This window comes from Desulfamplus magnetovallimortis (assembly GCF_900170035.1).
GTDB classification, from domain to species: Bacteria; Desulfobacterota; Desulfobacteria; order Desulfobacterales; family Desulfobacteraceae; genus Desulfamplus; species Desulfamplus magnetovallimortis.
Genome location: NZ_LT828564.1, coordinates 1 through 13,293, shown reverse-complemented (window position 1 = coordinate 13,293; position 13,293 = coordinate 1). Strand labels below are relative to the sequence as shown.

The following is a 13,293-nucleotide window of genomic DNA, read 5'->3' as shown; positions in this document are numbered from 1 at the left end:
ATGGCACAAAACAAAACAAAAAAAGATATACACCCATTCCTCAATGAACTTGCCATACTGTTTCCGGTTGCAATTCTGGCAGGACTTGGGCTTATCATGATACACAGTGCAAGTGCATCAATAAGTTTTTCCGAGCACGGCACAGCATTTCACTATGTTCAGAAACAGCTTGTATTCTGTGCATTGGGTTTTCTGGTCATGTTTATTGCAGCTTCTGTACCCTACAAAATACTCAATCCACTGGCATATATTATTCTTGTATCTGCATTTATTTTTCTTGCTGCTGTAAAAATTCCAGGGCTGGGAGTTAAGGCAGGGGGAGCATACAGATGGCTAAAACTTGGCGGAATGTCGTTTCAGCCTTCAGAGTTTACAAAACTTGCAATGGTGATTTTTCTTGCTTATTCACTTAATAAAAAACAGGAACAGATACATCGTTTTTTTGTGGGTTTTTTCCCCCATCTGATACTGCTTGGACTTTTATCGTTGCTGATACTCAGTCAGCCTGATCTTGGCAGTGTTGTTATACTTGGAGCTATAACATGGGGAATGATGTTTGTTGCCGGAGTCAGACTCCTGCATCTGGCAAGCCTTATCCCCATTATTATACCACTTGTCTATTTTCAGGTGTACAAGATTCCCTACAGAATGGAAAGGCTCTTTGCATATCTCTATGCATGGGATGATCCCCAGGATACAGGGTACCAGATTACTCACTCCCTCAAGGCATTTGGTTCAGGAGGACTTTTTGGAAAAGGGATAGGTCTTGGCATGCAGAAACTGCACTACCTGCCGGAACCACATACAGATTTTATACTCTCAATAATTGGAGAAGAGCTTGGACTTTTTGGAGTACTTATCATTCTTGTACTTTATGGGATAATACTTATGAGAGGAGCGCGCATTGCAAAGGAGGCAGATACCCTTTTCGGAACATTAACAGCAGCCGGCCTCACCATTGCACTGGCACTACAGGTGACAATAAACACAGGGGTTACCATGGGACTTCTGCCAACAAAAGGTCTGACACTGCCCTTTTTAAGTTATGGCGGCACTTCCCTTTTAATAAGCATGGCAGGCATGGGCATATTAATGAACATAGGTTCCCATAAAAAGTCATAGAAAATCAGTCATGCTTAGTAATTGGGTTTAATTAACTTACCCAAACTCCCCCTCCCAAGTCTGTAAAATGTGTCTGGGGGCGAGGTGAATGGGCAAGTTTTATATGAAAGTCTCGGTAACAGGCTGTTTTTAAAACAACTTTCATCTCTTCGATTGTGGCGGTCATCAGCCATGTACGTTATATGAAAGTCTCTGTAACAGGCTGTTTTAAAATGACTTTCATCTCTTCGATTGTGGCGGTGAACCGCCATGTTGGTTATTAAAAATCAATTCCTTAATGCTCACTTTACGCTTTTTTCTTTAAGGCAAAACATTGAAAAAAAGATTGAAATTTATAATCGCAGGGGGAAAAACAGGGGGGCATCTCTTCCCGGGGATTGCTATTGCCCAGGCTATTTTACGCCTTGAACAGGAGAGCCAAATACTCTTTGTGGGGACAGGCGCACCGTTTGAGACTAAGACCCTTGACAACTACGGATTTAAACATAAAAAAATTATCTCAAGCGGAATAAAAGGAAAAGGTATATTCCAAAAAATAACAGCCCTTTTACAGATACCAGTTTCCGTTCTGCAAGCCATAAAGATAATAATAAATTTCAAACCAGATATGGTTATTGGTGTCGGAGGATTCTCTTCAGGATCTGTGCTTTTAGGAGCAAAATTATGTGGAATCAAAACGGCCATACACGAACAGAACAGCATTGCAGGAATTACCAACAGGATATTGTCCAGAGTTGTTGATATTATATTTACATCATTTCAAAATACAAAGGGTTTTGAGCATAAAAAATCAACTCTGCACACAGGCAATCCCATCAGACAAAGTGTAAACATAAGCAAACATCTAAATAGATGTCAGAGTAATTCCGGTAAAACTGGAACATCTGAAGATCAACACAAAAACATCTACTGCAAAAAATTCACAATCCTCGTTACTGGAGGCAGTCAGGGAGCAAAGTCTATTAACAGTGCTTTTGTGGATGCCGTTACAAAGATAAACTTTATCAACAATACAAACTTTAATAGAAAAGTGTACTCGTCTAAAACTTCATGGCAAAATCCCTCCTTTACTTCTGACCCAAAAAACAAAGAAGATTTTAACGGTAAAGGCAAATACAAAGAAATAGAAATAGAAAAGCAAAAGAACAGAAATAATTGTAATGAAAATTCCCTAAGCTGCGCAGTAAAAGGATATCACATTATACATCAGACAGGCTCACTTGACGAAGAGCGTATAATTAAAGAGTATGAAAAATTTTTCTCTTCAGAAATGTCTGAAACAGCATCAGAGAGGAAAACGGACAACTTCCACAACAAAATAACAGCAAAAGCATTTTTCCATGATATGCCTCAAATTATGGCCATCTCTGATCTTGTAATATGCCGGTCAGGTGCTGGGACACTTTCGGAGATAACAGCACTTGGCAAGCCTTCTTTGCTGGTTCCATATCCCCATGCAGCAGATGATCACCAGACTTTTAATGCTCTTTCCCTTGTTAATAATGAAGCTGCCTGGATGATTAATGACAGGGAACTTTCACCTGATGACATTATAGAAAAGATAACCCTTGCATATGAAAATCCTGAATTAATGAAAAATATGTCAGCAAATGCTTTAAAACTTGGGCATCCCCATGCAGATGAAACAATTGCCCAAATATGCATTAACGTGGCAAATGATAAAAAGCTGCTTTTTTAGGGGCTTGAAAAGGAACCTTGATGTATCAAAAAAATTATCACATACACTTCACTGGCATAGGTGGAATAGGGATGAGCGGCATTGCAGAGCTTCTGCTCACCCTCGGCTATAATGTATCCGGCTCTGATATCAGGATATCTCCCATAACTGACCGTCTTGAATCCCTTGGGGCAACAATCTGCAAGGGTCATAATGAGAACAATATCAAAAATGCAAATGTAATTGTCACATCAACAGCCATTGCCCATGACAATCCGGAAGTCACAGCAGCCAGAAATAACGGAATTCCCATTATACCAAGGGCGGAGATGCTTGCAGAGCTTATGCGTATCAAATATGCCATTGCTGTATCAGGGGCACACGGCAAGACCTCAACAACAGCCATGATTGCACATATTCTCAACAGTGCAGGCCTTGATCCAACAGTTGTTATAGGAGGACTGCTCAAAAGCCTTGGCACCAATGCACTCCACGGCAAAGGTGAGTATATTGTGGCAGAGGCAGATGAAAGTGACGGATCTTTTCTCAAATATGCCCCTGCAATTGCCGCTGTAACCAATATTGACCTTGAACATCTTGATTTTTATAAAGATATTGAAGATATAAAAGAGAAATTCATACAATTTATAAACTCTGTACCTTTCTATGGCCTTGCTGTACTGTGCCTTGACAATGAGCATATACAGGACATTCTTCCGAAAATTCATGTTCGCCACACAACATTTGGATTGACAGCCCAGGCAGATCTCCAGGCAAGGGATATCTCTTTTAAGGACAACAACGGAATTTTCCAGGTTGTCCACCACGGCGAAACCCTTGGAAATGTTACTCTAAGCCTTGCAGGCAGGCACAACATATCAAATGCACTTGCGGCCATTGCAGTTGCTCTTGAACTGAATGTCCCCTTTGAAACAATTAAATGTGCACTTGAAAAAATAGAGGGTGTTAAACGCCGTATGGAGGTGAAGGGGTACATTGATCTTAAATATATTGATCTTAAATATAATGAACACACTTCGGGAGAAAAAATATTTACCGATGAAAACTCCTCTGATGTAATTGTAATGGACGATTATGGCCACCATCCCACAGAAATAGCAACAACACTCCAGGCAATAAGGGAGAGCAGGCCGAACAGAAGGATGGTTGTGGTGTTTCAGCCCCACAGATACACAAGAACCAGGGCGCTTTTTGATGATTTTACAAGAGCTTTCAACCACTCTGACATTCTTATATCCCTGCCCATATATGCAGCAAGTGAAGCTCCCATTGAAGGAGTAAACTCAGAGTCCCTGTGTCAGGCCATCCGTGACCACGGCCATAAAGATGTGTTGTTTGTCCCTGACACCGAAAGTTGTCTTACAGTGCTCAAAAAGAGAATATCTTCCGGAGATCTTGTTTTAACACTTGGTGCCGGTAATGTTTACAGAGTTGGAGAAAAGCTTCTTGAAATCATGTAATGATAAAAAGCTGGAAAAAGATATCAAATTTCCTCTGAACCTGCCTGTTGGCAAAAATGTAATGATGAAATCCTGCACTTCATTCAAAATTGGAGGGCCTGCCGACTATTTTGCACGGCCTGCAAATTCGGATGAACTTAAACAGATCCTTGAAATTGCAGGAGAAAATTTTCTTCAATGCACAATAATGGGCAGTGGCACAAATATTCTTGTAAGGGATAAAGGGATCAGGGGGCTTGTGCTCTCCCTTGCAGGGATGAAAGATGAAATTGAAATCAATGACAGGGATGGAGATGAATTTATTGTCTCAACATCAGCGGGCACAAGACTTTCCACCCTTTGCAAAAGAACCATGGCCTGGGGACTTGGGGATTTAAGTTTTGCAGCAGGTATTCCAGGAACAGTTGGCGGAGCTGTTATGATGAATGCTGGAACAGGTATGGGAACAATGTCCGACTATCTTTACTCCATTGATATGCTAAAAGATGATGGAACAGTTGAGAAGCTTCACAGATCACAACTTGTATTTTCGCATCGTAAAACCCAATTCCCTTCCCTGGAATGTGATTGTGCTTCAAAGAATTCACCCCGTTCTCCAATGATGCTCAAAGCATCATTTTTGATGAAAAAAGAAGAAAAGAGCAAAATCATAGCATCCTGGCAAACCCTGATGGAAAAACGGAAGCATTCACAGCCGCATGGAGTGCCATCTGCCGGCTGCTTTTACAAAAATCCACAAACAGGAGAGAGTGCAGGTGCACTCATTGACAAGGCAGGCCTAAAAAAACATCGAGTAGGCGATGCCATGATATCTGATATCCATGCCAATTTCATAGTTAATATGGGCAATGCAACTGCAAAGGATATTTTAAGCCTCAATGAGATTGTAAAAGCCAAAATCAAGGATAAATTCGGTATTACCCTTTATGAAGAAGTTATTCTTAAAGGGGAATGAAAATAAAACAGCCTGAGAGACAATAGAAGGCCATGAACAAAAAGAAAAAAGAGAACAGATACCGCCCACGTAAAAATGATGTTGCGGTTGCTCCCTTTGATTTTATGGGACACATTGAAGTAGGGCTTAAAGTGATAACAATTATTATTGTAATCACACTTACAACCCTTTTTTTCATTTTTGTGGAAAATGCTGCAACACAGTCAAAGCTGTTCTCTCTTGTAAATATATCTGTTTCCGGCAATCAAAAACTTACAAAAGATTCAATAATTGAATATTCAGGAATTACAGAAAGGATAAATATCCTTGACCTGAACCTTGGTCATTTAAAAAAAAGGCTAATTTCTCATCCCTGGATTGATGATGCTTCGGTAACCAGGATAATGCCGTCAGGCCTTGAAATAAAAATAAAAGAGCAGCAACCCCTTGCCGTGGTAAGGATAGATGACAAGGCTGATATTATTATAAATACAAAAGGAGAACCCTTTGTTGAAAATGATGGAATAGGCAATGAGGTTTACAATAAAAACAACAATAAAGAGAAGAGTAAAAGCATCAAAACTAAGGAGCTTAATAATACTATAAAGCCTCTTCCTGTGATTCACGGCCTTAAGCTTTCAATGGATGAAAATAACCACTACCACTTTTCAGGAAAACTGCATGAGTGTGTCATGCAACTGCTGAAAATGGAAAAAAAGGAGGTGATACAAAGCATATCTGCTGATAATGAAACCGGTATAGAAATACTTACAATGCTCAACCAGAATCACATTTCCCTGCAACCAGACCAAACACCGGTGAAAATCAAGCTCGGATTTGATAATTTCAAGGAAAAATTTAAAAAAATTAGACATTTAGTAAAATATATGCAAAAAAACAATTTCAATAAACTGATCTGTTCAATTGATTTAATAAACCCCGAAAATATTGTCATTCAAGTCAAAAACGGGGATGCTCTGCCGGAGAGCTAACAAGGAGGAGTTTGATTTGCAGGGAGAAGAAAATATCATCGTAGGCTTAGACATCGGCACAACAAAAATATGCGCTGTTGTGGGGGAACTCGTTGACGGTTCAATCAATATTATCGGAATGGGTTCACATCCATCAATCGGTTTGAGAAAAGGAGCTGTCGTAAACATTGACTCAACAGTTGAGTCAATCAAAAAGGCTGTGCAGGAGGCGGAATTCATGGCAGGGTGCGAAATATCCTCTGTCTATGTTGGAATTGCCGGAGGGCACATCAAGGGATTTAACAGCCACGGTATTATTGCAATTAAGGGAGGAGAGATAACCCAGTTAGATATTGACAGGGTGATTGAAGCTGCAAGTGCCGTTGCCATACCAATGGACAGGGAGACCATACACATCATTCCCCAGGAGTTCATTGTGGATGATCAGGAGTCAATCCAGAATCCGCTTGGCATGACAGGAGTTCGTCTGGAAACAAAGATTCACATTGTCACAGGAGCCGTCTCTTCTGCAAGAAACATCATTAAGTGCTGTAATATGGCAAACCTTGAAGTTTGTGACATTGTCCTGGAGTCCCTTGCTTCAGGTGAAGCTGTCCTTAACAGGGAAGAAAAAGACCTTGGATGTGCCCTGGCCGATATTGGCGGCGGTACAACGGATCTTGCTCTCTTCAAGGGTAACCACATCAAGCATACATTTGAGCTTACCCTTGGCGGACATAACATGACCAATGATTTATCCATAGGGTTGAGAACACCGCTTGCTGAAGCAGAAAAGATAAAGCTTGCCCACGGCACCTGTATTGCAAGCCACATAAAACCTGGAGAAACCATTGAGGTCAAAACAGTTGGTGCCAAAGAGTCAAAAACTGTTGCAAGAAGTATCATGGCTGAAATCCTGGAACCCAGGGTTGAGGAGATGTTTTCAATACTTAAAAGCGAGATTTACAGTAACGGACTTGAAAACTCTTTTCCATCGGGCATTGTTTTAACCGGTGGAAGCTCAATGCTGGATGGGATTGCAGAGGTTGTGGAGTCTGTGTTTGCTGTACCTGTGCGCATAGGACAGCCTGAAAATATTGGGGGGCTTAAAGATGTTGTCAAAAATCCTGCATTTGCAACAGGTGTAGGACTTGTTATCTATGGCAGCAAGAATAGCAGTACAATACCTTTGAAAAAAGATAACAGCGTAAGTTTTTCAAAATTGCTGGAACGCATGAAGCAATGGTTTAAGGATATTCTGTAATAAACAGGCATGATTGATTACGTATCAATCACCCCCAAATATAAAAATGATAGTCATTTTCACGGTAAACGGGCATGATTGATTGCGTATCAATCACCCCCAAATATAAAAATGATAGTCATTTTCACGGTAAAAAAACAACTAAACCAACATTAGATATCTTATACAAACAATCTAACCTTTAACTTTACAATCTTGACAGGGGATATTTATGAATTTTTCTTACATGGAAAATGAGAGCCCGACCAGAATAAAGGTCATTGGTGTGGGAGGAGCCGGAGGTAACGCAGTTAACAACATGATTGACTCCGAGCTAAAGGGGGTTAAATTTATTGTTGCCAACACAGATGCACAGGCACTTGACATATCAAAGGCAGAACACAAAATTCAACTTGGGGCAAAGCTTACACAGGGTTTGGGTGCAGGTGCAAACCCCAACACAGGAAGGGAAGCTGCCCTTGAAAATACTGATGAGATAAGAGAAGCGTTGCAGGACAGTCATATGGTCTTTATTACAGCAGGCTTTGGCGGTGGAACAGGTACAGGTGCTGCCCCTGTAATTGCTGAAATCTGCAAAGATCTTGGTATTCTCACTGTTGCTGTTGTTTCCAAGCCATTCTCCTTTGAGGGGAAAAAAAGGGCGCAGCAGGCAGAAGAGGGAATCAACAATCTTCGTGATATAACTGACACTGTTATTACCATCCCCAATGATCGCCTAAGAGGACTTGCAGGCCAGGGAACCAAACTTGTTGACATGTTTCTCAAAGCCGACGAAATCCTGCACCACTCTGTAAAGGGTATCACAGATCTTATCATGCTTACAGGTCTTGTTAATCTTGATTTTGCTGATGTCAAGACAACAATGTCCAAAGCGGGCATGGCTCTCATGGGAATTGGTATTGCAAGCGGCGATAACCGAGCCATTGAAGCTGCTGAAAAAGCAATCTCCCATCCACTGCTTGAAGATATCTCCATTGCAGGTGCAAGGGGAGTACTCATGAATATTACATGCAGCACAGACATTACAATGGAGGAGATGACAGAGGCTTCAGATCGTATCCATCAGGAAGTTGGAGATGACGCAGAGATCATATGGGGCCAGACCTTTGACGAGAGCCTTGGCGATGAAATGAGGGTAACTGTAATTGCAACCGGTATAGGTCAGGAAGAGATAACAGCACCCAATGTTCTCTCCATAAACAAACCCCGAAACAAAAAGCCAGCAAAACCAGAAACACCTGAAGTGGAATCCCATGACAAACTCCGAAGTCCCACCCAGGAAGAACTTGCAACATGGGATGAAGAAGCCCCTGTGGTAAGAAGGGTTGTCAAAAGAGCTGCCAATGAAGATGGAAGAAACATCAACCGTCATTTTGGAGATTCTGAAAACCTTGAGATCCCGACATTTTTACGCAGAAAGGCCGACTGAATCACCGAGGGCTGTCACGTAAAGAAAGATATCACTGGAATCCGAATGGGAAAAAAAAAATTGATGTCTGGAAAGCCTCCTGTTCATCACGAACAGGGGGCAGTGACACTAAAAAAAAGCGGAGTATTAAATATTGCGATTGTCTATCCCAACACATACCATGCAGGAATGTCAAACCTTGGTTTTCAATCTGTTTATTCACTGTTTAATGCCCATGACAATGTAGCCTGCCACCGTTTTTTTCTTCCGGAAACATCAAGAGAACAAAAATGCCATCAATTTAAACCCTTTGGCAACGAAACACCAGATCATATAGGAACAACTCATAATAATCCTGCCGGAAACGCAACTCCCCAAAGCATTGAGACCGGAATGGATCTCTCCTCATATGATATAATTGCATTTTCCCTCTCCTTTGAGAATGATTACCTGAATATTCTTCACATCCTTAAGGCAGCAAACATTCCCTTAAGATCCGGGGAGAGAGAAAATTCCATCCACGCCCTACCCTTGGTTATTGCCGGGGGAGTTGCATCTTTTCTCAATCCTGAGCCAGTTGCTCCTTTTATCGACTGTTTTCTTATGGGTGAGGCCGAAGAGTTGATTGATCCTTTCATCAATATTCTCTTTACCTATTATACCCAACAATTAGATAAAGACAACTCCCATGCTCTGAAACAAAATCCCCCAATATTAAACACCAAAACAAAACACAACCGCAAAGAACAACCCTATTGGAGACAACCAGAAAAGCATGATCTTTTAAAAAAACTTGCAACAACAATGAAAGGGGTATATGTACCTGCACTCTACAATCCGGAATACCGCATCAAAAACGGCATAGAGACCTTTACAGACATAAAACCCTGTTACCCGGATATACCCAAAAGAGTAACTGTTCAACGATCCCCTGACCTTAAAAATATATCCACCACCACCCAGATTCTCACCAATGACACAGCATTCAACAATACCTTTTTAATTGAAACCGGAAGGGGTTGCCCCCATGGTTGCAGATTTTGCAGTGCAGGATTTATCTACCGCCCCCCCCGCTTCTATCCGGATCAGATCATTATAGATGCCATGAACAAAGCGTCCTTGATGACTGATAAGATCGGCCTTGTCAGTGCAGCAGTATCAGACCATCCGGGCATCAACAGCATCTGTGCAGCAGGAATTGCCAACAATCAGAAAATATCCTTTAGCTCATTAAGACTTGACAATCTTACAGATGAAACCATCCAGACCCTTGTGGATTCTTCGGTAAAGACAGCAACCATTGCACCAGAGGCCGGTTCCGAAAGAATGCGCCGCATAATTAACAAAAAAATCACAGAGGCCCAGATCCTATCTGCTGTTCAACGCATTGTTGCCCATGGCATCCTTAATATAAAGCTCTACTTCATGACAGGGCTTCCCTTTGAGACAGATGTGGATATCCAGGATATTGTCTCATTAACTCTTAAAATCAAGCAAACCTTTCTTGAGGCCAGCAGGAAAAACAGAAAAATTGGTACAATCACCCTGAGTATAAACCCCTTTATTCCCAAACCCTTCACTCCCTTCCAATGGGCTGCAATGGATACTCCATCCACTTTTAAAAAAAAGATAAAAATAATCAGGGAAGGGCTAAAGCGGGAAGGAAATATCACCATTAACAGTGAATCTCCAAGAATGGCAGCAGTTAACGCACTCTTGTCGCGGGGGGACAGGCGTATGGCCGACCTTCTGGAAGCAGCAGAAAAGAAGGGGTGGTCACAGGCCATCAAGAACTCCGGGATTGAATCCACAATTTTCAATCCTTTGGATATGGATGCTACCCTGCCATGGGATATTCTGGATGCAGGCATTAAAAAGTCTTTTTTAAAAAAGGAATATCAAAAGGCATCCATGGAAAAAATATCAAAAGACTGTCCCATGAAAACATGCAGCGAGTGTGGAATATGCAGAGATTTTGGACCGACACCCCCGACCAATGGGAATGGAATGTCCTCGTTTCGGTGTCAAAAAGTTCGATATAAGCCCTTTATGTTGAGGTAAATAGAGGGATTTATCAATTATTATAACTTGTTGTGATGGCCCGACCACGGATCGGCAAGCATTATGTACCTGTCCCCTTTTTCCTATAACAATGCCTCCCCCTGCATGATTTCAGCAAATTCCGAATTCTTTGCTGCAAATTTCTTCATTACGTTTAACTGCCTTCTCAACAGGGAGCCTTCCGCATGATTCAAATCCAGATCGCTTATCACCTCATGCTCAAACCGATGAAGCTTCTCCGCAACCGGTTTCATCATGGTGCGGCGATCCCAGAGGATATAGCCGAAAAGGGCAACGATCAATGCGATAAGGGAGGTGAAGAGAACCAACATGGTCGCATTGGTGTCGGCTTGCCTTGCACTTAAGTCATCCATTCTTTTGCCAATGGCTTCCAGCCCTGTTTTCATCTCCGCCCTCAAAGCTTCCTGGCTCGATTTCATCTCCGCCCTCAAAGCTTCCTGGCTCGATTTCATCTCCGCCCTCAAAGCTTCCTGGCTCGATTTCATCTCCGCCCTCAAATCAGAAATCCTCACTGAAAGTGCCTCCTGGCCTGATTTCATCTCTGACCGCAGTGCATCCTGTCCCACCTCCAGTCGGGTCAGTTTATCCGTAATTTCACGATCCGTTATCCGTGGTGCGATCTCCACGGCATACAGCGTGACCGGTATTACCGTCTGAGTTATCAGCCATAAACCCATTGTCCATTTTAATATTAATACACTCAATTTCATCTCATTCACCTCCATCGTTTTTTCTCTCTTATTAACATGAGTATAACCATCAAGGCGTAAAATGGCAATCTCAAAATAAAACGGGGACAGCACATGCATTATGTACCTGTCCCCCTTTTCCTGTCCCTCTTTTCCCCTGCATGAAACATTGGTTCAGAGGGAATTCTGTCAAGCAGTACAACAAAAACGGCACTCTCATCCGTACCTAAACCACAATCAACAGTCCCAAATCGCAGGGACCCAAGAAGAAACCTGTACAGTATTTAAAAACTTGCAAAAACCAACCACTCTGATTATATTAATTTATGGAAAATAACACGGAAACTAAAAATGAAGAGAGAACCGGTTGGCATCGACTGCTCGGCTTAATGATGACCCCTCTGTTTGAAAAACTCGGGTGTGAGGTCACGGTTGAAGTGGATTTATCCTTAAAAAAACAGCTTCTCGATGTGGTCGTTGTCAGAAAACACTCATCTGTCCTGTTTGATGACCTTAATCCTGATTACTATGAGGGATTTGAAAATCTTAATGAACACAATCTTATATCCTTCAAATCCTTTCGGGAAGTCTTCAATATGGATGCACTTGAAGAGCTTTACGGGCACTTTACAAACTATAAAAAAATGAAAAACCTTAAAGAAGAAAACAATATCAACCTCTATGCAGTAACAAACCATTTTCCTGAAACTCTGTTCAATAGATTTAAAGAGACCAAACTTATTGAAGCTATTGAAAAAAATAAAGTTTATGATTTAAAAGTTTTAACTCCGGTACGCTTCATCATTACAAAAGACTCCAATCATCCAATACTTGGTCTTTTTTCTAATAATATCAAGCAGATTATATTGAGTAGAGAAAGACTGCAACATGATGGGTGGCTGCTTCAACATACAAGCACATATCTGAACAAACTATATGATCACTATAATCTACAGGGGGTTGACATGCCTTATACAAGAGAAATGTTTGTTAAAGAAAATTATCCAGAACACTATGGACAATTTCTACTTGGAAAACAGGAAGGATGGCAAGGTGGGCTCCAAAAAGGACGGCAGGAAGGACGGCAGGAAGGATGGCAGAAAGGAATGCAGAAAGGGGAATTGACAGGAAAAATCCAGTTACTTCAACAGATTCTGAAACAACCTGTCTCTCCAAAAGAAGCGTTGCTTGCAAAAAATATTGATGAGCTGCAAAATATCTACATTATTCTGGAAAAAGAGTGGAAACAGGTTCAAAACTGAAAATGAAATCCTAATAGACTGATTCCAGGCTCTCCCCATTTTCTACATCCCCTTTCCTGAAAATAAACGTAAACAAAAAAAGGGCAGGCATTGTGTACCTGTCCCCAATCTCTTCCCATTTCTTCTCCTAAAACTTGCAAAAACCAACCACTCTGATTATATTAATTTTATGGAAAATAACACGGAAACTAAAAATGAAGACAGAACCGGTTGGCATCGACTGCTCGGCTTAATGATGACCCCTCTGTTTGAAAAACTCGGGTGTGAGGTCACGGTTGAAGTGGATTTATCCTTAAAAAAACAGCTTCTCGATGTGGTCGTTGTCAGAAAACACTCATCTGTCCTGTTTGATGACCTTAATCCTGATTACTATGAGGGATTTGAAAATCTTAATGAACACAA

The 13,293-nt window shown here is 41.4% G+C and carries 11 protein-coding genes; 10 read left to right on the top strand and 1 reads right to left on the bottom strand.

The annotated features are described in order from the left end of the window. The 8 genes from ftsW to MTBBW1_RS24985 all read left to right on the top strand — a co-directional run bounded on the left by ftsW (position 1) and on the right by MTBBW1_RS24985 (position 10,919). Positions 1–1,122: a putative lipid II flippase FtsW gene (ftsW, locus tag MTBBW1_RS25020; protein ID WP_080809073.1), complete on the top strand. Its 1,122-nt coding sequence runs from the start codon at positions 1–3 to the stop codon at positions 1,120–1,122. 325 nt (positions 1,123–1,447) lie between these two features. Continuing rightward, positions 1,448–2,821 carry a UDP-N-acetylglucosamine--N-acetylmuramyl-(pentapeptide) pyrophosphoryl-undecaprenol N-acetylglucosamine transferase gene (locus tag MTBBW1_RS25015; RefSeq protein ID WP_186441705.1) on the top strand — a complete coding sequence of 458 codons (1,374 nt, stop codon included), beginning with the start codon at positions 1,448–1,450 and terminating at the stop codon, positions 2,819–2,821. Positions 2,822–2,841: 20 nt separating this feature from the next. After that, entirely contained in the window at positions 2,842–4,281 is a 1,440-nt protein-coding gene (murC, locus tag MTBBW1_RS25010; protein WP_080809068.1) for a UDP-N-acetylmuramate--L-alanine ligase, read from the top strand. Beyond that, positions 4,268–5,236 carry a UDP-N-acetylmuramate dehydrogenase gene (gene murB / locus MTBBW1_RS25005; protein WP_186441704.1) on the top strand — a complete coding sequence of 323 codons (969 nt, stop codon included), beginning with the start codon at positions 4,268–4,270 and terminating at the stop codon, positions 5,234–5,236. Before murC ends, murB begins: the two co-directional genes overlap by 14 nt. A 32-nt stretch (positions 5,237–5,268) precedes the next feature. Continuing rightward, positions 5,269–6,207, top strand: coding sequence for a cell division protein FtsQ/DivIB (locus tag MTBBW1_RS25000; protein WP_080809063.1), 939 nt, complete (start codon positions 5,269–5,271; stop codon positions 6,205–6,207). A 16-nt stretch (positions 6,208–6,223) separates the two neighbouring features. Then, positions 6,224–7,450, top strand: coding sequence for a cell division protein FtsA (ftsA, locus tag MTBBW1_RS24995; RefSeq protein WP_080809060.1), 1,227 nt, complete (start codon positions 6,224–6,226; stop codon positions 7,448–7,450). A gap of 211 nt (positions 7,451–7,661) precedes the next feature. Next, positions 7,662–8,879, top strand: coding sequence for a cell division protein FtsZ (gene ftsZ / locus MTBBW1_RS24990; RefSeq protein ID WP_080809057.1), 1,218 nt, complete (start codon positions 7,662–7,664; stop codon positions 8,877–8,879). A gap of 45 nt (positions 8,880–8,924) precedes the next feature. Continuing rightward, positions 8,925–10,919 (top strand): radical SAM protein, encoded by a 1,995-nt coding sequence (locus tag MTBBW1_RS24985; RefSeq protein ID WP_080809055.1) that lies wholly within the window; start codon positions 8,925–8,927, stop codon positions 10,917–10,919. An 83-nt stretch (positions 10,920–11,002) separates the two neighbouring features. Here MTBBW1_RS24985 and MTBBW1_RS24980 read toward each other — a convergent pair whose 3' ends face one another. After that, positions 11,003–11,650, bottom strand: a complete 648-nt coding sequence (locus MTBBW1_RS24980) for a hypothetical protein (RefSeq protein WP_186441703.1) — start codon at positions 11,648–11,650, stop codon at positions 11,003–11,005. Between the two features lie 305 nt (positions 11,651–11,955). Between MTBBW1_RS24980 and MTBBW1_RS24975 the strand changes: the two genes are divergently transcribed. After that, complete coding sequence (locus MTBBW1_RS24975; protein ID WP_139786897.1) at positions 11,956–12,891, top strand: FliH/SctL family protein; 936 nt, start codon at positions 11,956–11,958, stop codon at positions 12,889–12,891. Positions 12,892–13,060: 169 nt separating this feature from the next. Next, positions 13,061–13,293: hypothetical protein (locus MTBBW1_RS28010; RefSeq protein WP_222424165.1), on the top strand; the 233-nt coding region annotated here is incomplete at its 3' end.

Excerpts from the sequence above, each read along its gene's own strand:
- ftsW (WP_080809073.1), top strand. The coding sequence starts at position 1 with ATGGCACAAAACAAAACAAAAAAAGATATACACCCATTCCTCAATGAA.
- murC (WP_080809068.1), top strand. The coding sequence starts at position 2,842 with ATGTATCAAAAAAATTATCACATACACTTCACTGGCATAGGTGGAATA.
- MTBBW1_RS25000 (WP_080809063.1), top strand. The coding sequence starts at position 5,269 with ATGAACAAAAAGAAAAAAGAGAACAGATACCGCCCACGTAAAAATGAT.
- ftsZ (WP_080809057.1), top strand. The coding sequence starts at position 7,662 with ATGAATTTTTCTTACATGGAAAATGAGAGCCCGACCAGAATAAAGGTC.
- MTBBW1_RS24985 (WP_080809055.1), top strand. The coding sequence starts at position 8,925 with ATGGGAAAAAAAAAATTGATGTCTGGAAAGCCTCCTGTTCATCACGAA.
- MTBBW1_RS24980 (WP_186441703.1), bottom strand. The coding sequence starts at position 11,650 with ATGAAATTGAGTGTATTAATATTAAAATGGACAATGGGTTTATGGCTG.
- MTBBW1_RS24975 (WP_139786897.1), top strand. The coding sequence starts at position 11,956 with ATGGAAAATAACACGGAAACTAAAAATGAAGAGAGAACCGGTTGGCAT.